General features: G+C 59.1%; 18 protein-coding genes and 1 pseudogene. 3 read left to right on the forward strand and 16 right to left on the reverse strand.

The window, feature by feature from the left end; all coding sequences use genetic code 11:
- Positions 1-16 precede the first annotated feature (16 nt).
- The 6 genes from ATY02_RS21600 to ATY02_RS21625 form a co-directional block, all read right to left on the reverse strand.
- The gene (locus tag ATY02_RS21600) at positions 17-835 is read right to left on the reverse strand and encodes an enoyl-CoA hydratase/isomerase family protein (protein ID WP_020300810.1); all 819 of its coding nucleotides are present in this window, start codon (positions 833-835) and stop codon (positions 17-19) included.
- Entirely contained in the window at positions 832-1,803 is a 972-nt protein-coding gene (locus ATY02_RS21605) for a hypothetical protein (RefSeq protein WP_020300811.1), read from the reverse strand. The genes ATY02_RS21600 and ATY02_RS21605 overlap by 4 nt, the downstream gene beginning before the upstream one ends.
- A gap of 46 nt (positions 1,804-1,849) precedes the next feature.
- Entirely contained in the window at positions 1,850-4,381 is a 2,532-nt protein-coding gene (locus tag ATY02_RS21610) for an efflux RND transporter permease subunit (protein WP_020300812.1), read from the reverse strand.
- 35 nt (positions 4,382-4,416) lie between these two features.
- Complete coding sequence (locus ATY02_RS21615; protein WP_020300813.1) at positions 4,417-5,547, reverse strand: WD40/YVTN/BNR-like repeat-containing protein; 1,131 nt, start codon at positions 5,545-5,547, stop codon at positions 4,417-4,419.
- 95 nt (positions 5,548-5,642) lie between these two features.
- Positions 5,643-7,010, reverse strand: a complete 1,368-nt coding sequence (locus ATY02_RS21620; RefSeq protein WP_020300814.1) for a DUF1329 domain-containing protein — start codon at positions 7,008-7,010, stop codon at positions 5,643-5,645.
- A 30-nt stretch (positions 7,011-7,040) separates the two neighbouring features.
- Entirely contained in the window at positions 7,041-8,702 is a 1,662-nt protein-coding gene (locus tag ATY02_RS21625; protein ID WP_020300815.1) for a DUF1302 domain-containing protein, read from the reverse strand.
- 419 nt (positions 8,703-9,121) lie between these two features.
- Here ATY02_RS21625 and ATY02_RS21630 point away from each other — a divergent pair, with 419 nt between their 5' ends.
- Positions 9,122-9,967 carry an SDR family oxidoreductase gene (locus tag ATY02_RS21630; protein WP_020300816.1) on the forward strand — a complete coding sequence of 282 codons (846 nt, stop codon included), beginning with the start codon at positions 9,122-9,124 and terminating at the stop codon, positions 9,965-9,967.
- 64 nt (positions 9,968-10,031) lie between these two features.
- Complete coding sequence (locus ATY02_RS21635; RefSeq protein WP_020300817.1) at positions 10,032-10,916, forward strand: DMT family transporter; 885 nt, start codon at positions 10,032-10,034, stop codon at positions 10,914-10,916.
- Here ATY02_RS21635 and ATY02_RS21640 read toward each other — a convergent pair.
- The 9 genes and pseudogenes from ATY02_RS21640 to ATY02_RS21675 form a co-directional block, all read right to left on the reverse strand.
- Positions 10,913-11,698: a tyrosine-protein phosphatase gene (locus ATY02_RS21640; RefSeq protein ID WP_020300818.1), complete on the reverse strand. Its 786-nt coding sequence runs from the start codon at positions 11,696-11,698 to the stop codon at positions 10,913-10,915. The genes ATY02_RS21635 and ATY02_RS21640 overlap by 4 nt on opposite strands.
- A 2-nt stretch (positions 11,699-11,700) precedes the next feature.
- On the reverse strand, positions 11,701-12,888 hold the full coding sequence (locus ATY02_RS21645; RefSeq protein WP_082643858.1) for a phosphotransferase: 1,188 nt from the start codon (positions 12,886-12,888) through the stop codon (positions 11,701-11,703).
- The gene (locus ATY02_RS21650) at positions 12,885-13,922 is read right to left on the reverse strand and encodes an amidohydrolase family protein (RefSeq protein ID WP_020300820.1); all 1,038 of its coding nucleotides are present in this window, start codon (positions 13,920-13,922) and stop codon (positions 12,885-12,887) included. Before ATY02_RS21650 ends, ATY02_RS21645 begins: the two co-directional genes overlap by 4 nt.
- A gap of 209 nt (positions 13,923-14,131) precedes the next feature.
- Positions 14,132-15,493, reverse strand: coding sequence for a DUF1329 domain-containing protein (locus ATY02_RS21655; protein ID WP_020300821.1), 1,362 nt, complete (start codon positions 15,491-15,493; stop codon positions 14,132-14,134).
- 27 nt (positions 15,494-15,520) lie between these two features.
- Complete coding sequence (locus tag ATY02_RS21660) at positions 15,521-17,188, reverse strand: DUF1302 domain-containing protein (protein ID WP_020300822.1); 1,668 nt, start codon at positions 17,186-17,188, stop codon at positions 15,521-15,523.
- Between the two features lie 64 nt (positions 17,189-17,252).
- Entirely contained in the window at positions 17,253-18,743 is a 1,491-nt protein-coding gene (locus ATY02_RS21665) for an aldehyde dehydrogenase family protein (protein WP_020300823.1), read from the reverse strand.
- On the reverse strand, positions 18,740-19,465 hold the full coding sequence (locus ATY02_RS36185) for a GMC family oxidoreductase (RefSeq protein ID WP_318533078.1): 726 nt from the start codon (positions 19,463-19,465) through the stop codon (positions 18,740-18,742). The genes ATY02_RS21665 and ATY02_RS36185 overlap by 4 nt, the downstream gene beginning before the upstream one ends.
- Positions 19,466-19,480: 15 nt before the next feature.
- Positions 19,481-20,359, reverse strand: a pseudogene (locus ATY02_RS36190) (GMC family oxidoreductase); the annotation flags it as partial.
- Positions 20,360-20,411: 52 nt separating this feature from the next.
- On the reverse strand, positions 20,412-20,663 hold the full coding sequence (locus tag ATY02_RS21675; protein ID WP_154220403.1) for a ferredoxin: 252 nt from the start codon (positions 20,661-20,663) through the stop codon (positions 20,412-20,414).
- Between the two features lie 354 nt (positions 20,664-21,017).
- Here ATY02_RS21675 and ATY02_RS21680 point away from each other — a divergent pair, with 354 nt between their 5' ends.
- The gene (locus ATY02_RS21680) at positions 21,018-21,581 is read left to right on the forward strand and encodes a TetR/AcrR family transcriptional regulator (protein ID WP_228022214.1); all 564 of its coding nucleotides are present in this window, start codon (positions 21,018-21,020) and stop codon (positions 21,579-21,581) included.
- Positions 21,582-21,586: 5 nt separating this feature from the next.
- On the opposite strand, the gene ATY02_RS21685 is transcribed toward ATY02_RS21680, so the two are convergent.
- Positions 21,587-22,498, reverse strand: coding sequence for a LysR family transcriptional regulator (locus tag ATY02_RS21685; RefSeq protein WP_020300825.1), 912 nt, complete (start codon positions 22,496-22,498; stop codon positions 21,587-21,589).
- Positions 22,499-22,550 lie beyond the last annotated feature (52 nt).

Genomic DNA, 22,550 nt, shown 5'->3' on the forward strand with positions numbered 1-22,550 from the left:
TGTTTTGAGTGGCGCTTTACTCGCCGGTAAATCGCGGTTCGCGCCGTTCACTGAACGCCTGGGCCGCCTCGCGGGCATCCTTGGTCGGGGCCAGCAAGGCGAACAGATCAAGCTCCAGGTCCAGGCCACGTTTGAGGTTCATGTCCAGCGCCGCCCGTGCTGCCTGTTTGACAAACGCCGACGCGGTGGGTGGTTTGACGGCGATGCGCTGAGCAAAGGCCCGTACTTCGTCCAGCAGGCTGGCGTTGTCGCTGGCCAGGCGGCTGACCAGACCAATGCGCTGCGCTTGTTCGGCGCCCACCCGGTCACCGGTGAGCAACATGTCCAATGCCTGACCCGGCGCCACCACTCGGGACAGTCGTTGCGTACCGCCGCCGCCGGGAATCAGCCCCAGGCCGGTTTCCGGCAGGGCGAACACGGCATCGGGCGCGGCGAAGCGGATGTCACACGCCAGCACCAGTTCCAACCCACCGCCCATGCAATAACCATGAATGGCAGCGATCACCGGTTTGCTGATGCCATCCAGCGCTTCGATCCAGCGCACCTGTTCCATGCGCTGCCGCACTTGCAGGCTCGATTCCGGGCCACGACGCTCCTTGATATCAGCACCCGCACAAAAGCCTCGCTCACCTTCCCCGCGAATCACGATCACGCGAATGTCCGGGTCTTGCTGCAACAGCGCCAGTGCTTGCGGCACGCCCTGACGAATATCGTCGTTGATGGCGTTGATCTGCCGGGGCCGGGTCAGTACCACCCAACCCACCATGGCATCACGCTCAAGGCGCACCGCATCGTTGATCAAAACGGGAGACTGCGGTTCTTGCGCTGTGCTCATACAGGGCACTCCTCGAACTCGAAGACCTGGCCATTGAGTTCTTGTGGGTCGATCTTGATCAACGCACGGCCGCCGACGGCCTCGGAGGATTCGATCCACTGGAACCGCGTGCCGCGTGACCGCAGATCCTCGGCCTTGGCAGCCAGATCGTTGACACCGATGCGGATGTAGTACGGACCCGGCCCCCAGTTATTGACGTAGTGGCCGGCGTCGGTGTTCCAGTAGGTCGCCTCGAGGACATCGAGGGTGGCACTGTTCGGCACGGTGAAACCCATACGCGCACGGCGGTAACCTTCGCTGCCGATGCTCTCGACCGGCCCGCTCGGTTCCCAATCGAGGTTGGTCGAGACCTTACGCAGGGTTTCATCGAGGTCGCGTACCAGGAAGCCACGGGCGGTGACGCGGACCATGTCGCCGGGCTTGAGATCACGCGGCTGCATCGGTGGCAACTGATACGTTTCCGGCGGCATCTGCAAAGGCTCGGTCGGCATGATCTCAATGCACAAACCGCCATCCACCGTGGGCTGGTAATACGGTTGCTCGGGAGTGGCACCCAGCCATAAGCGGTCGAAGGGCATTTCCGGGGTGCGCTGCGCCATGCGGAAAGGCAAGCGACGACGCATCAGTTTGTCTACCAGCGCGTCGAACTTGTCCCCGTGCAGGGCCAGCACGATGGAGTGCGTGATCATCGGCCGATGATGCCCCTGGAAATCCTTCAGGCTTTCCAGAAAGTCATGGAACAACGGATCACCGGGGTTCGGCCGATCCAGGTGCCACTGCGGTTCGATGCGCGTAGGCGACACCGCGAGGGATTTGTGTACCCGCAGGAAATGCGCAATATACGGGTGATTATCGAACGCCTGGCGCCAGCGTTCGTGTTTGTAGATGCCGAGCTTGTCGACCAACATTTCCGTCATGCCGTCCGGGTCCGGAACCATCATGTCGGCACTCATCAATAACTCGAACATTGTTCTCTCCTTGCAGTTGCCAGCCAGGTCTGTGCCCGGCTATTAGTCAGCGGACACGCCGGGGTAAGGCGAGCTCGGTCAATTGGGGTGCAGGTGCGCTGGCCGCGGGTTTGCGCGGTTCCTGTTGGGCGCGCGCGTCCTCCAGATCGAGGGTCACGCCGGCCTTGGAGTTGCCTTTCGGGTTGAGCAGGTAATGCGAGAGGGCCGGGATCAGCACCAGCGCACCGAGCATGTTCCACAGGAACATGAAGGTCAGCAGAATGCCCATGTCCGCCTGGAACTTGATCGGCGACCAGGCCCAGGTAATCACCCCGGCGGCCATGGTCAGGCCAACGAGCGCCACGACCCGACCGGTGAAATCCAGCGAGCGGCGATACGCAACCGCCAGGCTTCCACCGCGTTCCTGCACCGCCAGTTGCACACTGAGCAGATACAGCGCGTAGTCCACGCCGACACCGACACCCACGGCGATTACCGGCAAGGTGGCTACTTTCAGGCCGATCCCCAACCAGACCATCAGCGCCTTGCAGATGATCGTAGTCATCAGCAAAGGAATCAGCGCCACCAGGGTTGCGCGCCAACTGCGGAAGGTCAGCAGGCAGAGCAAGGCCGTAGCGCCATACACGGCCAGGTACATGGTGATGATGCCCTTCTCTACCTCAATGTTAGTGGCGGCCTCGATCCCGGCATTACCCGCAGCCAGGAGGAATTCCACAGGCTGCTCGGCGCCAGCGGGTGTGTTGTTTTCCTTGGCGAACTCTTCAGAAACTTTCAACACCCGGCTCAGTGTGTCGGCTTTGTGATCAGCCAGGTAGGCGATCAATGGAGTGACCGAGCACTGCTGGTTGGTGATGCCCGGTGCAGAAATCATCGCGGCATCCACCGCCGAGTTGGTGATCGCCTGGTCGCGGCTGATGCTCAACCATTTCGGGCTGCCTTCAGCCATGCCGGAGCTGATCATGCGCACGGTTTCGGCCAGCGACTGGGTGGTTTGTACACCAGGCGTCTGGCGCAGGCGCCAGGCCAGTTTGTCCATGCTTTGCAGCGACTGGTACAGACGGCAGCTGTCTTCGTTGGTCTTCATGATGACCACGAACTGGTCACTGGAAAGTCCGTAGTGGCTGGTGATGTAGGCGTTATCGCGGTTATAGCGCGAATCCGCACGCAACTCCGGTGCACCGGGATCCAGATCACCGACCTTGAGGTGCATCATCACCACGCTGCCAATCAGCGTCACCACCAGCGATACGGCAATCACCGCCGTGGCCATCGGCCGTTCGGTGAAGCGATCCAGGCCGCTCCACAGACGCCCGAGAAAACCGCGGTTTTCTGCGCCGGCCTGATCTTTGGCGATGGCGATACGCGCGGCTTTCTTACTGACGCCCAGGTACGACAACGCCACCGGAATCAGCAGCAACTTGGTGAAAATCAGCACGGCGACACCAATGCTGGTGGTCAGTGCCAGGTCGCGAATCACCGGAATATCAATGATCACCAGCACGGCAAAACCAACGATATTGGTCAGGAGCGCAGTCAAGCCAGTGAGAAACAAGCGGCGGAAGGTATAGCGCGCAGCAATGTATTTATGGGTGCCACGGCCAATGTCCTGAAGAATGCCGTTCATTTTTTGCGTGCCGTGGGAGATCCCGATGGCAAAAATCAGGAACGGCACCAGGATGGAGTAAGGGTCCAGTTCGTAGCCGAGGAGTTGCATCAAACCCAGCAACCACACCACCCCCGCCACTGCCACGCTCACCAGCAGCAAGGTACTGCGCAGGCAGCGTGTATAGAAATAGACGAACAACCCGGCGATCAGTACCGATGCGCCAAAGAACAGCATGACCGAATACAGGCCGTCGATCAGGTCGCCCACCAGCTTGCTGAAACCCACAATGTGGATGCCCACTTTGTCACTTTCCAGCGAGCGAATCTGCGCTTCCAGTTGCTTGGAAAAATCACCGTAATCCAGGGGTTGTCCGGTCTGCGGATTGGTATCGAGCAGCGGCGCGACAATCATGCTCGACCGGCCGTCGTTCGCCACCAGGTTGCCAATGATCCCGGAACGCATAATGTTGCGGCGCAAGGCCGTGATCGATTTGTCACTGCCGTCGTAATCCGATGGCATGACCGCACCGCCATCAATGCCCTCCTCCGTCACTTCTTTCCAGCGAACGATGGGCATCCACAGCGATTTCATCCAGGAGCGGTCGATGCCTGGAATCAGGTACAGGGTGTCGTTGACCTTTTGCAGCGCCAGCAGATAGTCGGCGTCGTAGATATCACCGGATTTGTTTTCCACCACGACGCGAATGCTGTTGCCCAGGCCTGGCAACTGGTTTTTATACGCCAGGTAATTCTTGATGTAAGGGCTGGAGCTGGGAATCATTTTTTCGAAGCTGGCATTGACTTGCAGCCGTGTAGCGAAGAAGCCCAGCACCACAGTGGCGAGCAAGCAGGCAACGACGACCACCATGCGATGACGGAATATGACCCGTTCAAACCAGCCACCGGAGTTTTTGTCAAAGTCCTCCAGGTTGGCAATCACTGGCATCCCGCTGTTGAATTTTTGCTCGACCATTTTTTCTTTCTCGTAGGGGAATCGTGCCGGGGGCTTTAGTTGGCCTGGGCGATATCGATGACCTTGGCGCCGCTGAAGCGCGTGACAAGCAGGCTCCCAGCCTGTTTGGTGGCACTGGCTGCATACACCTCGCCTACCCGCGCATCTGCCAGCGGGGTGACCTGCAAACTCTGCCGGTCAACGCTGACCAGTTGCCCACCCTGGCTCACGACGATCAAGGCATCACCCTGCTCGACAATGCTGACCAGGCTGCTATTGAGATTGGTTGCCACAGGCTGCCATTGCTGGCCGTCATCACGGCTGGCAAACAGGTTGCCGCGCAGCCCGTACGCCAGCAGCAGACCGTCGAAGGCGCGGACGCCGAAGTAAGTGCCGGTGTAGGGCGTATCGATTTTCACGAAACGTTGTTGCGGACCATCCAGACGCAGCAGCAAACCCTGCTCCCCGCCGATGTAAAAAGTGCCCGCTTGTTCCGCCAGTCCATACAGGTGCATGCGCCGATCGTTATCACTGCGCTCGGTCCACGGCTGCCAGTTCTGGCCGTCATCCGTGCTGTGCAACAACATGCCGAAGGCACCCACGGCAAATCCGTTGCCGTGCTCATCGAACATCACATCGAGAAAGGGTGCGGCCAACACGTCCGGCGTCGCCGAGGTACTGGCGGCCATAGCCACTTCCTTAAGCATCTGGGCTGCGGCTTCATCACCTTGTTCGGCCCGTGGGCCGTAGTAAGCGTTGAGCAAGGTCAACAAGCGGCGCCCGTCGAGCTGCACTTGCCAGCTTTGACCGCCATCGGTGGTGTGCATGACCACCGCATCGTGACCGACGATCCAGCCATGACGCTCGTCGCGAAACCGCACTTGCACAAGATCGCTGGACACCGGGCTATCGACCTGTTGCCAGGTGCGGCCCTCATCGATGGAGCGCTGGATCAACCCGTGCAGGCCGACGCCAATCATCGCGTCGCCCGCTGTGGCGACCGACAGCAAGGGTGCGGGCAGGTGTTCATCGATCCGCTGCGCCGGCACGTCGAGCGAATCGGCCGACAACGCGACGGCGCTGTAGGCAGGCGTCGTCAGCAATGAGCTCGCGCCGACCGCAAACGCGACTGCCAGGAGCAGACGCGAAGTGCAGAGAAGAAAAGAAGCAGGGCAAGGGCTAGTCATTATTTTTATTCCTTAACCATCCCGCGTGGCAAACACACCTGTTCTGCCTGCCCGGCTTGATGCGCAAACCGGCAGGCAGGACAGGCGAAATCACATCAGCGCTGGGTGACCCGAGCCACAATGGCTTCAGGATTCATGTCACGCTCGGAGAGTGGTTTGTCGATGAACTTGTAGCCGCCCTTCAAACCATCGTTGAGCAACGCGTACATGCCTTTGTTGAAGTCATACACGACGTTTTTCACGTTATAGGGAATGTTTTTGTCGTAGAGCTGGACGCCGCTGAGGAAGATCGAGCGATACAACGCGCCGCTCTTGTCCCAGGCGTCATACAGGCCGACGCCGAAAGTATCTTCATCCAGGTAGTAGGTGCGTTTGCTGTAGACGTGGCGCATACCCGGCTTCAACGTGGCTTCCACGACCCACACCCGATGCAGCTCCCAACGCTCGTTCGCCGGGTTGGCGTGGTGCGGCATGAACTGGTCTTCCTGCTTGCCGACGCCGAAGTAGAATTTGTAGGCGTTGTACGGGATGTACATTTCCTTGCGACCGACCAGCTTGTAGTCAAAGCGGTCCTGGCTCCCGGAAAACATTTGCAGTTCGTCGAACAGCGTCACGCCACCCTGGCTGGCAACGGGTGTATCAAAGGCAAATTCCGGTGCGAGTTTTACCCGGCGCTGGCCTGGGGAATAACTGAACGAACGACGGGCCTTCGCCAATGGATCGAGGAAGTCAGTGAGCACCACCACTTCACCGGAGCGCCGCGCCGGATAGTCGTTGCGCGAGAACACTCGTGCGTACATCAGTGGATCGCGATCCGCCTGAGTCACCTGGTAGTACGGGGTTTCTTCGAATGTCGCCTGTTCAGCGGTCTTGGTGATCGAGCCGTTGGCGTCGACTACCCAGCTGTTGGACGAAGTCGTGGTCGAGTAGCCGGTGCCGATTTTGTAGCGCACCTGCTGGTTCCACATCACTTCATTGCCGGTCTTCGGAATCGGGAACGGCAGGCCGCCACGGCAAGATGGATCAACGGCCAGGCCATCTTTCTGGATCGCGCAGCTGCTGGCGTTTCGCACGGTGGCATCGAGTACCGCTTTGGGATAGGCAGTCGTGCGATGGCTTGGGTAAATGTCGATGTAGTAAGTCGGGTATTTCTTGATCAGGGTTTTCTGCCCCTCACTGAGCTTGTCCGCATACTTGTCGACGTTTTTGGCGTCAATGCGAAACAGTGGCTTTTCATCTTTGAACGGATCAACCCAAAACCCGCTGTCGGGCTTGAAACCCGCCGGAGCGGTGGTAAGGCCGCCCTCGTAAGCGGGGATCGTGCCATCGGCGTTACCGGCCTGAATCGCTCCGAACTGCGTCAGGCTCTTACCCAGGTCCGAGGCGTCGCCAGCAGCGGCGGCTGTGAGGCTACAGGTCGCAAAACTCATCAGGACGGCAGTTAATGCAAGTGGACGTTTCATGAACACGTTCTCCGATTCTTGTTTGATTTATCAGAAGGAGGTCTTGAAGGTAAAAGCCAGCCAGCCGCGGTCTTCACCGCCTACGTTGCCGTTACCGGCGACGGTGCCATTGGCCAGGTTCTTCGGTTGGGCCGCTGTGTCGGCATAACGCAGGCCGAACTCATACAGCTGGGCATAAGTGAGTTTGACGCCGACGGAGTAAGCCAGCGCGCCTTCGCTGCCGCCACCGGCTGTTGGTGCGTTGCCATGCAGGCCGTAGTTGACGGTGAGAGGTACATCCATGTCCCAGGAGGGGAAGATCGAGATGTATTGCGGAGTGTAGTTGACCGCGACCGCATAATAATCTTTCGAGGAGCAGCCATCCGACTCGCTGCCGGACCCGGCGATACCTGGCGTTCTGGCATTGGTACAAGCGGCTTTTCCGACACCTTTATAGAGCTCTTCGTGTTCAGTCACGCGATCCAGGTGGCTGTAGGCGAACTCACCCACTAGGGTCGCGTTGTTCGAAATGAAGTTACGCGGCACGCCGTAAACGGCGTTGGCAATAAAGTGAATGGTGTCGCCGCGCGGGCCTTCGTCGTCCAGCGCGCTGACGCCAGTGGCATTCAAGGCACCGTTCATGCGGTAGGACAGTTCAGAGCCGACCGCAACCGTGTTGAAAACCCGAGCAAAACTGACGCCTGCCAGCTTCACGCCACGCGGGTAAACAACCCGGTACGAACCCAGCGCTGCCTTGACCTGTGGGGCCAGCCAAGGCTGGTAGTCGTCGAACTGGCGATAGTAGGCGCCGAACGTCGATTCGACTTCTTCAACGTTGAGTTTGGCCATCACGCCCCAGTTTTTGCCATCGCGACCGAAGCGCGAATCCTGACGCTGCAACGTCGCTCCGTTAGGCGCTACCGGCAGTTGGTCCGGACCTTCGAACAAAGGGTCGGCCGCGCCGAAATAGGTACCCCCATAAGGAATGCGCGTGGGCTCCCATTCGTAGAAGTATTGACCGGCAACCGAAAGGTGATCAGTGACCTGGGCCTTGGCCGAGATCTGCCCCACCGGCAGAAACACTTCCTTGGTTTCGATACCCGGGCTGGTCGAGGCTTTCACGCCATCGCTGGGGGCCTGGGAGTAGGACACGGCGTGAGCGCCGAACAACAGGCTTTCACCCCAATAGTTGGTGTGACGACCGACTTTCACGTTGACCGGTGTGTCGCCGATGTTGAAGTTGCGCCAGACAAAGGCATCGAGAATCTCTCCCGACGGGCCGTTCATGTAGCGCTTCACTTCGTCGCTGTAACGATTGTTGCGATAGCTGGTGGCGTAGCCGGGAACGTTACTTTTCACATCGTGATCGTTATAGGCCTGGTCAAACCAGCCGGCACCACTGAGGCGTCCACCCCACTCGTTGAGGTAGGAAAAGTCGAGTTCGCTCAACACATCGAGACGATTTGTAACAATGTCGCCTTTATCGAACTTGCCGTCGGACTCGTCGAAGTTCGGCGTGTTCATGATGCGACTGTCCTGACTGTCAGTCCGCATGCCCAGGTTGTAGCGGACCGTGTTGTCCCAACGCAGGCGATAATCAGGGTTCGGCAGATCGAAAGAGAGCGCCATGACGCCTTGAGAGCCGCCAACCATCATCAGCGTAAGCGCACCTTGAGCCAGTACCAGCCGACTCTGCTTGGTCTTATGATTCATACACACTACCTTTTATTGTTATTTTCAGTCGCTATGTGCGTTCAAACGGTCGCTCCAGCGATATGCGCTACCCCACAATATCGTTGAATGTCTCGCCTGGACAGTCCGCTGAAGAGGTCTGGCACGCATCCAGACCCACTTTCCTCCTCAGTTGAAAGTCACCGTAACGGATCACAAAATAAAATTCCACATAAAGATTTGCATTCTCCATATAGAATTTCACACCCGTCAAGGTGAAGAATCGTTCCAGCAAAGGCGTTTCGCCGGTAAATACTGCACACAAAACAGATAAACGTTCAAATAAACTTTGACGCTTTTGTGCTTTGGGCTTTCAATAGCCCCTGCCATCCCACAGAACGCCTGGCGTTGCGCGGGTAAAACGGCAGTGAACCGCCAGAAGAAAAACAAGAGGAGCCACCATGAATATTGATTTGAGTGCCAAACGCGTGATCATCACGGGCGCTTCGCGGGGCATTGGTCTGGCCATCGCCCGGGCATTCGCAGCTGAAGGGGCGCGGGTAGCGATATGCGCCCGTAGTGCGTCAGACGTCCGGGAAGTCGGCGCGCAACTTGCGGAACACGCCCAGGCGGTGATTGCCCGGGCTGTCGACGTGACGGACAGTGAGGGGGTCAAGGCGTTTGTTGCTGAAGTTGCACACGCGTGGGGCGGGGTCGATGTGTTGGTGAACAACGCCGGTCAAGGCCGTGGCGGCAACCTCGACACCCTCACTCCGGAAGTCATCCTCGAACATGCCAACATTCTGCAGATGGGGCATTTCCGATTCGTGCAGGCGGTGGTGCCGTTCATGCGTGAACAGCGCTGGGGACGGATCATCGAAATCAACGCCTTGGCCGGGGTGATTCCGACGCCCGACGGAATTCCCTCAGTAATCAATCGCGCATCGTGCATCGCCCTCTCCCGCTCATTGGGCATGTCACTGCCCAAAGACAATATCCTGGTCAACAGCCTGAACATGGGTTGGATCGATACCGGTCAATGGGATCGTCACTACAAGGAAATGGGACCTGGCGTCAGTCGCGAGGAGTTCGACGCCATGGTGATGAAGGTGGTACCGCTCGGGCGTTATGGCAAACCTGAAGACGTTGCCGGTATGGCGCTGTTCCTGGCCAGTGAATATGCCAGCTTCATCAGCGCCGCCTCGATTGACATTGCCGGCGGCATGGGTGGGCAGATTGCCTACTTTCCAACCCTCAAACGCGATTTTGCCGCGACGATTGCGGCACGTAACGCTGCCAGCGAATAACACCAAAACATATCGACAAACTCTCCGGTGCGTAGTGCGCACCCTCAACGTTGGCGCCCCCGTGATGAACTTGCTGTTCCCTGTTCTTGCCACGCTGATCTGGGCCGCCAGTACCGTGGTCAATCGCCTTTCGGTTGGGGTGATTGACCCCGCAGCCATTTCCTTTTACCGCTGGCTGGTCGCGTTGCTGGTGTTGTCACCGGTGATGTTGCCCAAGGTCTGGCGGTTGCGGCAGCAGATTCGGCCGCACCTGCCCAAGTTGTGGCTGCTGGGCTTGCTCGGCATGTCGCTGTACCAGTCGCTGGCCTATTTCGCCGCGCACACTGTCAGCGCCACTTCCATGGGCCTGATCCTGGCGACCATGCCCCTGCTCACCGTGCTGCTCGCCTTTCCCCTGCTCAATACCCAACCGACCGCGACGTTATTGGTCGGTGCTCTGGTGTCGTTTGCCGGGCTGACGTGGTTGCTGGCCGCAGGCGACCTGCCCTCGCTCTGGGCACACGGGGTTGGCCAAGGGGAATTGATGATGTTGCTGGCCTCGCTGTCGTACGCGTTGTACTGCGTGCTGGTCAAGCGCTGGCAGATTCCCCTGCCGACCTGGGAAAGCCTTTACGTGCAAATAATCTGCGGCACCCTGCTGTTGGTGCCGCCCTTTGTGCTGGCCCCTTCGATAGCCCTGACAACCGCAAATGTCCCGCTGGTGTTGTTCGCGGGTCTGTTTGCCTCAGCGCTGGCGCCCGGCTTGTGGATGCGTGGTTTGCAAACCCTGGGGCCAGAAAAAACCGCCGTGCTGATGAACCTGGTCCCGTTATTTACCGCGGTGTTGGCGATTGTGTTGCTGGGGGAAACATTGCACCTGTACCACGCGGTCGGAGGCGGATTGATTTTACTGGGAATTGGATTGGCGCAATGGAAACCCGCGCGGGTAGTGACCGAAGTCGTGACCTAGGCGACCAGCAAGGTATCGCGCAATGTCTGCAAGCCTTTCTGGCTCAAACCACTGAAGCGCTGCAGGTAAAGATCCAGTCCACCGTACTCGGCGTCGATCACTGCATACGCAGCATTCAAGTACTCGGGACGGGCATCCAGCACTGCATCAATGGCCGCCTCGCTGACCGCTTGGCCGACCAGGTGGCTCACCGTGGTGCTCATGGCCTGCTGACGCGCCACCTCCAGCTGACTGAAGCGACGTGCCGAGAGCACATAGTCGGCCATGATGTGCTCCGGTGCGACGCCCAGTGCGTGCAGCAGCAACATCACCGCGACCCCGGTGCGGTCCTTACCCGCCGTGCAATGAATGAGCACCGATGCATTGCGGGTAGAGAACAGCTCGAACAGCGCTGGCAACAACGGCGCCAACAGGTGCGGAAGTTGCCGGTAGACCTCCAACATCATGTTTCGCGCGCCCTGAGTCTCTGGATTATCAGCGAGCATGGCGGCAATCCGTGGGTCGGCACGAACATCACCAAGCACCTCCAGGTGGAGTTGCGCGATAGCCGAATCGGGTACGCCGCTCGGGTAACGCTCACGCTCTGCGGCGCTGCGTAAATCGCAGACGGTTGTCAGGCCGATCCGCCGCAAGGTCTGCCAGTCTTCAGCGGTCAGTCGATCCAGCTGTTCTGCCCGTAACAGGTAATGGTCGCCGATACGACGACCACAACCGGTGGGAATACCTTTGAGGCTGCGAAAGTTATCCGCACCCTGCAAGCGCAACTCTTCCTGCCCGACCATTCTCAATCCTCCAGTAGATGTTGATAGGCCTGCGTTAACGGACGCGCGCCCTGCCCCAGTGTCGGCGTACGGCGAGGCTTACGCCCATGTGTGAGCAAACGCACGGTATCAAAATCTTCTGCAGCGGCGAAGAAACGTTCCACCATCGGCAAACCGTCCTGCCCCCAGTCATCCATATTCGACATCCAGGTCTGCATCCCCCAAACCGGCCAACGGCGAAACTGTTCCCAGGCAGCGTCCTGGTCAAGCACGCCTTCGGCACCGAGGCTGATCAGTTTTTCGCGGTACACCCGCAGCAGGCGTTGCGCATCGGCGCGCCGTTCCTCGACGGTTAAGGCCCCCAGCATAAAATAGGCGATATCGCGCCATGGCCGGCCACGCCTCGACAGTTGCCAATCCAGCCAGATACGTTGGCCGTCGCTGCGTAAAAAACTGTTGCCCTGATGCGAATCACCATGGATCAGGCAGCTGGGTGACGACTGTTCGCGCTCGAAAGCTGCCAATTCATCAAACGCATGGCTGAACAACTCCGGTGTCTCATACATCCATTTCGGCAACAGGCGTTGGTACTCCGGTTTGCGCAGATTGACCTTGATGTAGTTGTACATACGCAGCAGGCCGTCGCAGTCCACCGGGTTGGCCATCGACACCGGCAGCCAGCCCTGGCCCCGTAGCTGCGGACTGTTCCAGGTGGCAGCATGCAACGTCGCCAGTGACTCCAGCCCCCGAGCGACGCCATCCACGCCCAGGTGATCGGTGCTATGGCCAAATTTCCCGGCGGCCAGACCAAGGTCTTCCATCATCACCACGCCTCGACCGCCGCCATCGGCGTCCCAGTCGGTGAGATAGGTGTCTGGCAGTGGCGCATCGGACCAGCCGTGCGCCAAATGATAAAAGCGCGCTTCCAGCTCACAGATATCGCCGCTCTCGAAACCCTCGGACCAATTCGACTTCAGGCACACGTGCGCAGGAATACCCGCGTGCTGACCGACCTCATTCAACTCAAGCCTGACGCGGAATTTGGTGGTGTGACCGTTTCGAACTTCCACTGCCGTTAACGCCAGCACCTCGACGCCCGGATAACGCGGCTGCAATAGCTGAGTTAGCCAGGCTGCGGTAATTTCGCTCAGGTGCCGTGGCAACCGTCCGCTGCGCTGCGGGTAGGGCCGCCCCAGCGAGCTATCCGTCACGGCGTCAGCACCCGACCAGCGTTGGCCGGCACCTTCAGCTTGAGCAGTTCGATCGCGTTACCGCTGCGAATCCGCTCGCGGTCTTCAGCGGACAAGCCGATGCCTTCGGTCAGATCGCCATGGTCGTAGGCCCCGCCAAAGTTAGTGCCGTACAACAGGCGCTCCGCCCCCACCACCTCGGCAACGCCACGACGCAAGCCCGGCGCATGAACGTCAAGGTCGAAGTAAAAGTTCTGCAGGTAATCCATCAACGGACGCTGATTGCGCGAGTCCGGTGCCATGGCCCGGTTCAGTTCGCTCAGGCGCCCCAACTGGAAAACCGCCATGCCACCGGCATGGGTGATGTAGGTTTTCAAGGTCGGGAAAACATCCAGCGCGCCACCGCAGATCAGGTACCAGAAGAACAGTGTTTCATCGACGCAGTCACCGACGATGGAGGTGGTTTCAAACTTGTCGTCCGTGTGTTTTTCGCCCCAGTAAATCGACTGATTGAAGCCATGCACCATGATCGGTACATCCAGCTGGGTGAGTTTTTCCCAGACGGGGAACAGGCGTTCGTCGTGAGCCTCCAGGCCATTGAAGTTGGCCCCGCCGACGCACACACCCTTGGCGCCCAACTGAGTCACTGCGCGTTCAATTTCCTTGGCCGCATTCAGCGGATCCGCGAGGTTGGCGTGGCACCAGAAATCGAAGTGGTCGGGATCAGCCCGACAAAATGCCGACAACTCGTCATTGCAGATGCGCGCGTATTCGTTAGCGAAATCTCCCGCCCAATACATAAAGCAATGAGACGGCGTGGACATCACCAGTTTGTCGACACCCCGCTCGGCCATCAGCTGGCGACGGCTGGCGTGGCTCATGCGCGCGAGGATATTGGCCTGCGCTTCGGCATCCGTCGCGGCTTTGACCGGTTGCTTGGTGCCGAGGGAAAAATGCCCCACGGTCAGCCCCTGCACTTTCATGAATGGCCCCCAGAACTCGTGACGGTTCAGCATGCCCTCAGTCAGCAAGTGGGCGTGGACATCAATCAGCATGGCGTTCTCCTTGTTGTAATTAGCCAGCAGACCGAACGACCCGCTCGCAGGGCATCCGGATCAATTTAAGGGATAACTGCACCCTCAATAATATAAACACATTTCTAATATGTGTTCATTTAAATATGAGTCGCAGGGCTACCTTTTATAAAATCCGCACAAAAAAAAGCGGCCCTCTCAGGCCGCAAATGCGTGTTCAACCGATGAAATCAGCGTTGGGTCTCCTGGGAAACAATCGACTCAGGCTTCATGTCACGCTCCGATAACGGCGTGTCGTGCACCCGATATCCGCCCTTGAGGCCATCGTTGAGCAAAGACCACATGCCTTTGTTGAAGTCATAGCTGACGTTTTTTACCGTGTACGGCAGGTTTTTGTCGTACAGCTGCACGCCACTCTGGAACAGCGCGCGATACAGCACCCCGCCCTGGTCCCAGGCGTCATACAGGCCGGCACCAAACGTGTCTTCGTCGAGGTAGTAGGTGCGCTTGCTGTAGACGTGGCGTTTGCCCGGTTTCAGAGTCGCTTCCACCACCCACACCCGGTGCAGTTCCCAGCGCTCGCAAGCCGGGTTGGCATGATGCGGCTTGAACTGTTCTTCCTGGCCGCAACTGAAGTAGAACTTGTAGGCGTTGTACGGGATATACATCTCCTTGCGGCCCACCAGTTTGTAGTCGAAACGGTCCTGGCTACCGGAGAACATCTGCAATTCGTCGAACAGGTTCACACCGCCCTGGTTGGGCACCGGCGTGTCGTAGGCGAACTCCGGCGCCAACTTGATGCGGCGCATGCCTGGGGTGTAGCTCCAGGCACGCCGTGGCTGGCTTTGCGGGTCGAGGTAGTCAGCGAGGATGATCAGTTGCCCGGCGCTGCGGGCCGGATAACTGTCCAGTGCCCAGGCGCGGTAGTACAACTGCGGATCGCGATCGGTCTGTTGAGTCTGGTAGTACGGCGCCTCCTCCATGGTCGCGGACTCGGCGGTCTTGGTCACCGAACCCTGAGAATCCACTACCCAACTGTTGGACGAAGCCGTGGTGGTGTAACCCGTTCCCTTGTAGCGCAGTTGTTGATTCCAGATGACTTCATTGCCGTTCTGCGGAAGCGGGAACGGCAGCCCGCCTCGGCATGCCGGATCGACTGCGAGGTTGTCCTTGGTCGTGCGGCAGTTACTGGCGTTGCGCACAGAGGCATCGAGCAACGCTTGCGGGTACGCCGCGGTCCGGTGGGTCGGGTAAATATCCAGGTAGTAGTCGGGAAATTTACTCAGCAGCATTTTTTGCCCGCCGCTCAAGCGGTCGGCGTATTGCTCCATGTTTTTCGAGTTGATCCGCAGCAGCGGTTTTTCATCCTCGAAGGGGTCGGCCCAGAAGCCGCTGTCGGGCTTGAAGCCTGGCGGGCTCTGCGTCAGGCCGCCGGTATAGGGAGGAATGCTGCCATCGGCATTGCCCGCGATAATTGCGCCGAACGGCGTCAGGGTTTTTCCGATCTGTGCAACCTGGTCGGCCGGTGCCGCAGCCAGGCTGGCGGTGGCGATGCTCAACAGCGCCACCGCCCATGCAAATTGTCCTTTCATAAACAGATACTCCGCTTCTTGGCTTTTTTAGATGGAGGTTTTGAAGGTGAAGGCCAGCCAGCCACGGTCGGTTCCGCCCACGGCGCCGTTGCCCCCGACGGTGTCCCCGGGAATGTTCTTCGTTTGAGCGTCTGTATCGGAATAACGCAAACCAAATTCATAACGCTGGGCATACGTCATCTGCACGCCGGCAGACCAGGTCAGCGCGCCTTCGTTACCACCGCCGGCACTGGCTGCGTTGCCCGACAGGCCATAATTGACGGTCAACGGTACGGTCATGTCCCAGGACGGGAGTACCGACAGGTATTGCGGTGTGTAATTGACGGCGATGGCCGCGTAATCCCGGGTCGAACAACCGTCGCGCTTGTCCCCTGAACCGGGTGTGCCGACGCGGGGGTCAACGCAGTTATTGTTGTTTTCACCCAGATAAAGCTCTTCGTGCTCGGTCACTTTGCGCAGGTGGCTGTAGGCGAACTCGCCGATCAGCGTGGCGTTGTTGGCGATAAAGTTACGCGGCACGCCATACACAGCGTTGGCGACGAAGTGGTACGTATCGCCACGCGGTCCTTCGTTGTCGGAAGGATCAACGCCGACCGCGTTCAACGCACCGCCCTTGCGATAGGAGATCTCGCTGCCGATCGACACCGTGTCGAGCACGGTCGAAAGACTCAGGCCGACCAGTTTGACGCTGCGCGGGTACACCAGGCGGTAGCTGCCGGTAGCGGCCGAAACTTCTGGCGCCAACCAGGGTTGGTAGTCATCGAACTGGCGGTAGTAAGCGCCCACCGTCGATTGAATCGCCTCGACGTCGTATTTGGCCATTACGCCCCAGTTGGCGGAGTCACGACCGTATTTGGACTTCTCCCGGTTAAAGGAAAAACCAGGTGCTACAGGCAAACGGTCCGGGCCTTCGAAGAACGGGTCCGCTGCGCCGAAGTAGGTGCCGCCGTACGGAATGCGCGTGTAGTCCCATTCGTAGAAATATTGAGCGGCCAGTGTCAGGTTGTCGGTGGCCTGAGCTTTGACGGATATCTGCCCGATGGGCAAGAACACTTCCTTGGTTTCAATGCCAGGACTGGTCACTGCCTTGGCACCATCCAGAGGCGCTTGCGAGTAGGAAATCGCATGGGCACCGAACAGTAGCCCCTCGCCCCAGTAATTGGTATGCCGGCCGATCTTGACGTTCACCGAAGCATCGCCCAGGCGCAGGTTTTTCCAGACGAAGGCATCGAGGATTTCCCCTGAAGGGCCTTCGACGTAACGCTTCACTTCAGAGCTGTAGTGGTCGTTGTCGTAGCTGGTCTGGTACCCGGCAACATGACTGCGCACCGTGTCATTGTGGTACGCCTGGTCGTACCAGCCGGCGGCGCTGAGGCGTGCCCCCCAGTCTTTACGGTAGGCAAAATCGAGTTCAGTGAGCAAGTCGATGCGGTTGGTGACGATGTCACCCTTGTCGAACTTGCCGTCCGATTCATCGTAGTTAGGGTTGTTCATGATGCGCCGGTCTTGCCCCTCCGTTCGCATCCCCAGGTTGTAGCGCAGGGTGTTATCCCAACGCAGATGAAAGTCTGGATTAGCCAGTTCGATCGGCGCAGCCATCACCGCTCCACCGTAACCAAACGCCATTTTCCCTACCGCCAGCAGTACCATGGCCCGCTGGGCTCGCATGCGTCCCTGTTTGCTCATCTTTTTCATGCAAACCACCTTTTGTTTTTATTGTCAGTCGTTTTGTCTGCTCCCCGCTCGCGGGGTGTCATGGCTAGCGGCCGATGGGGTAGATGATGGATTTCTCCTGGGTGAATTCTTTAAGCCAGTTCGGCCCGAACTCACGGCCCAGTCCTGAACGTTTGAAGCCGCCGATGGGCGCATAAGGCAAGCTGCCGCTACCCCCATTGAGGTACACACTGCCGGCACGAATTCGTCGAGCCATGGCATAGGCGGTGGCGGCATCTGCAGAGGAAACAGCGGCGTTGAGGCCAAACCGCGAATCGTTGGCAATGGCAACCGCCTCGTCATCACTGTCGAAACCGATCACCACCCCCACCGGCCCGAAGATTTCCTCCTGGGCGATGAGCATGTCGTTGCTTACGTCATCGAACAGGGTGATGTCGCTGAAGAAGCCCTGGCGCAGATGCGCAGGTCGTCCACCACCGCAGACCAGCGTGGCCCCGGCGTCGCGGCCGCTGGCGATGAAATGCTCGACCTTGGCGCGCTGCGACTCGCGGATCAGCGGGCCCATCATCACGCTCGGGTCCGCCGGGTCACCGACCTTCCACTGCCCGGCAATGGCTTTGGCGCACTGCACGAATTGCTCGCGTACCGAGTGATGCACAACGAAGCGGGTGAGCAATGCACAGCCCTGCCCCGCGTTGACCGCCAGCCCGGCGACAGCTCCCAGCGCGGTGGCCTGAATGTCGGCATCGGCGCGCACGATCAACGCCGATTTGCCGCCCAGTTCCAGATGCACGCGCTTCAGGGTCGGCGCCGCCTGACTCATGATGCTCATGCCGACCGTTTCCGAACCGGTGAACGAGACCATGTCCACCCGCGGGTCGCTGCTCAACAAGCCGCCCACTTCAATACCGCCGGTGACAATGTTGAGTACGCCCTGGGGCAGGCCGATTTCTTCAGCGATCTGACCGAACAACAGCGCCGAGTACGGGGTAAATGGCGAAGGCTTGAGCACCAGGGTGTTGCCGGCCAGCAAGGCCGGAAACACCTTGGCCAGGTTAAGAAGAAACGGAAAGTTATAGCCGGTGATGCCGGCCACCACGCCGATGGCCTCACGCTCCACCGTGCCGCTGCCGAGAATCATCGGCCCTGCCGGGTTGAACGGATTGGGATTGGCCTGCACCGGAATCTGCAAGCTGTCGCTGTGCACAGACTGCTCGATCGCGGTCAGCACATGGCCCAGCGGCATGTCCACCTGCATGGCATAAGTCACGCCTTGGGAACAGCCGACCTCAGCGATAATCAGCGCGGCAATTTCCTCCCTTTTTGCCACCAAAGCTGCGTGCATCCGCCGCATGTACCCGGCCCGTTCGGCCATGCTCAACCAGGGCCAAGGGCCGTTATCAAAGGCGTTGCGTGCGGCGGCGATGGCTGCGTCGGCGCTCTGCAGATCACCATTCGGTGCATGACCGATGACCGCTTCGGTGGCCGGGTTGAGCACTGCTTCGCGCGGACCGTCAACATCCACCCACGCGCCATCGATGTACAGCTTGTCCAGCTGGGTAAAGGGAACACTCATGGTGTTGGATCTCCTGAGACTTTGCCGGTGATAATTTCTGCAGCGCGCATGGCAATGGCCATGGCCGGGGCATTGGTGTTACCGGAAACCAGGCACGGCATCACCGAAGTGTCGACCACACGCAGGCCCTCGACGCCGCGCACACGCAGTTGCGGATCGAGCACCGACGCGCTGTCGGCACCCATGCGACAGGTCCCGGAAACGTGATAGGCGGTCTGGCCGAAGCGGCGGAACGCAGCAAGAATTTGCGCGTCGCTTTCTACCTCCGGTCCCGGTGTCAGCTCGCCGACAATGAATGGCTTGAGCACCGGCTGTGCAGCCAGACGGCGGAACCAGCGAAACAAGGCAATTGCGGAAGTGCGATCGATCTCGGCGCTCAAATAATTGGCGTTGATCCGGGGTGGAACCGTGGCGTCCGCCGATTGAATGCGCACCTCACCCTGGCTCTGCGGACGCAGGAAATAGCCACCGATGGTCAGGCCGGGCTCCTTGTCGATTTCGACCTTGTTACCGTCGCCATCCATGGAATAGAGGCTGACGCCGATTTGCGCGTCCGGACGATCCAGCTCCGGGCGCGTCTTGATGAAACCACCGGCCTCGTGAGCGGCGTGGGTCATCGGTCCTTTCTTGCGCAAAAAGTATTGGGCCACTGCACCGAGTAACCCAATCCCATGGAAGCAGTGATTGAAGCTGCCACGGGTGACCCGATACTGCATGGCCATGTACACGTGCTCACGCAGGTTACGCCCGACCTCGGGGGCGTCGTGCAGCACACTGATACCCAGCGAGTTCAACAGTGCGGCCGGGCCGATGCCAGACAGTTGCAACAGCTTCGGCGATTCAATGGCACCGGCGCACAACAACACCTCGCGGCGCACTTCGAAGCGTTCCTTGCCGGCGCTGTTGTTGACCTGCACGTCACAGGCACGGTGATTGCTGAACTCGATGCGTTGAACATCCGTGCCGGTCATTAACGTCAAATTCGGACGTGCGCGCACCGGATCGAGAAAGGCCTTGGCGGCACTGAATCACTGGCCTTTCCAGGTGGTTTGCGGCTGATAGCCGAAGCCACCCTGAGTGACCGAGTCGATATGATTGGTGTCTTCAGTGCGCGCCACACCCAGCTCACCGGCCGCGCTGATGACGGCATCGCACAGGGCGTGGCCCGATGGGTGCACCGTGACTTTGAGCGGGCCACCGACTCCGCGCCATTGGCTCTTGCCCAACTGGTGGTCTTCGAGGGCGACAAACTGCCGGCCCATGTCTTTCCAGCCCCAGCCCGCGCAGCCTTGCGCTTCCCAATGATCATAATCAGCGGGTGCTCCCCGTACATAGACCATGCCGTTGACCGAACTGGAGCCGCCAATCGTTTTGCCTTTGAGCCATTGCTCATCGCTCATACCCTCACCGCGTGCAGCCTTGTAGCTCCACACATGCGGATTGCCGGGGCTGAGCAGTTTGCCAATGCCACGGGGCATGGCAATCAACGGACTGGTGTGATCCGGTCCGCTCTCGATCAGCAGCACCGAAACGTTCGTGTCGGCAGACAAGCGATTGGCCAGGACGCAGCCGGATGACCCCGCACCGATGATGATGTAGTCGTAGGTTTTGCTCATTGTTGTTCTTCTTTTGCGGGTTGCTGAAAGTCTTCCATTACCAAGGCGGCACTCACCGGTGTTCGTCGGATGTATCGCGAACCTCGATGACCCGTTCCGGGCAGGCACGGGCACCGCGGGTTGCCAGCCGCTCTTGCCCAATCGGCACACTTAAGCCGTTGCTGGCGATGTAGCCGTTGTTATCGAGTGGATAGAGCGCGGGCGCGACGTTGTTGCAGCGGGCATGACCTACGCAGCCGGATTGGTTGATAGGCGTTTTCGCCGTGGGCGGTGAGCTCTGCCCATAGATCGAAATCGCGGGCAAGGTGCTTGGGAATGTGCGCAGGAACAGGTGCAGGCGTTTCAGGAGCGTTATTCATTATTGTTCTCCAGGTCTCTATCGGACTGGAGAAACGGTAAGGCCGCAGACGCAAAGCCACAACGAACAGAAGCGCAAATCTGTACGGCATAGACGGAATTAATTAACACTTTCGCCGAATATGTTCTAAAAATAATCCTGCTGGTGCAAAAAATCCTCTGTCATTGTGTTCTGATCACCGCCGGGAAGCTCTTGTACCCGCCGTCATGAAACCAATAAAAAGCGCTGCCGAGGTTAAGAATGTCTCACCTAGCTTCCGTGCAAACAGCCGATAAAAATCACGCCAGTCAACGCCACGCCTTGCGTTCCCAACGCACCCGGGAATTGTTGCTGGACCACATGTATCGCCTGGCGCTGGAAAAGGGCTACGAAGGAATTACGGTCCAGCAATTACTGGACAGTACAGGGGTCGCGCGCTCCACCTTCTACGCGCACTTTCGCGACAAGGAGGACCTGATCGTCGCCGGGTACGAAGCCATTGGCGTTCCCTCGACCAAGGTCACCGAAGTTGATGGCGACCGCCGTGTCCTGCTGGATGTTTCGGCCTGGCTGTTCAGCGCCACCGAACGTCATGCGGCACTGACAACGGCGTTCTTCAGCGGCCCGGGACAGAACGTGATTCTCGCGCACCTGGAAAATATCCTGATCATCCAGGTCCGGGAACACTACCGGAAACAGGGCCTGTACCAAATCGATCAACTGCGTGGCGAGGCCGCCGTGCGCTGTTTCGTCGGTGCCCTGGTGGGGCTGTGGTTGTGGTGGGTGCGCCACGACTATCCGAACCCGGCGCGGGAAATGACCGAAACCTTCGACAGCCTGATGAACAACGGCACCTGGCCGCCTGACAACAACGTGCGCCAGTAGCGGGATCAAGAGGCGCAGGCCATGATCAGAAACTGTCGGAATGCCTGGGTCGGTGCCGACAAACAGTTATCCGGCAGCCAGATCAGCCCCAGTTCCATGGGTGGAATCACATCCACCAGCGGCCGGATTTCAATCTTCTTGCCTTCCAGAGACCAGGCCCGGTACAGCATGTCCGAGAGAATGGTCACACCGAAACCATGCCCCACCAGCCCGCGCAATGCCTCCATGGATGAGGTACGAAAAGCCACCTTGGGTGCCAGTCCGCGGGATTCCCAATAGCGCATGGTCGAGGTCTCCCCCTCATCGACCGTGGCCAGGATATAGGCATGCTCGGCGACGTCTTCGAGATTGATCGAGGTGGCAGACATCAATGGGTGCTGACTTGCCAGCCAGAGTTGGCGGCGCGAACGAATTAGCACATGGTGAGCGAAACCGTGCAAGTTCGGCGTATTGGAGACAATTGCCAGGCCCAAGTCGAGGTCGCCATTGCTCAGGGCCGCTTCAATGCTCTGGCGGTCCATGTCGATCAGGTCGATCTCTACCTGAGGGTAGCTACGTTTGAAGCGTGCCAGCAGCGCTGGCAGAAAGTAACCGAGCACCGTGTAGGAGGCACCCACACGCACGGTTCCTTGCATCGCATGGCCGAGAAACAGCGGTTCACTGAGAGCGTCCTGCAGCGTGTCGAGAATGTGCCGCGCATGCTGGGAAAACTTGTTGCCTTCAGCGGTCAGCGCCACGCCATGGGGCAAGCGGTCGAACAAGCTGACGCCCAAGGACTGTTCCAGATGCAACACCGCCGCAGTAATCGCCGACTGCGATACATGCGCCTTCAGCGCCGCCTGGGAAAACTGGCCGGCGTCGGCGGCGGCAACGAAATAGCGCAGTTGGCGCATGGAAATATCTTTGCCTTTCGTCATCTGATTTTCTGATACCTGCCGCCTGAATATATGAAACAGCTCGGTCCACGGG

This window comes from Pseudomonas sp. BIOMIG1BAC (assembly GCF_001705995.2).
GTDB classification, from domain to species: domain Bacteria; phylum Pseudomonadota; class Gammaproteobacteria; order Pseudomonadales; family Pseudomonadaceae; genus Aquipseudomonas; species Aquipseudomonas sessilinigenes.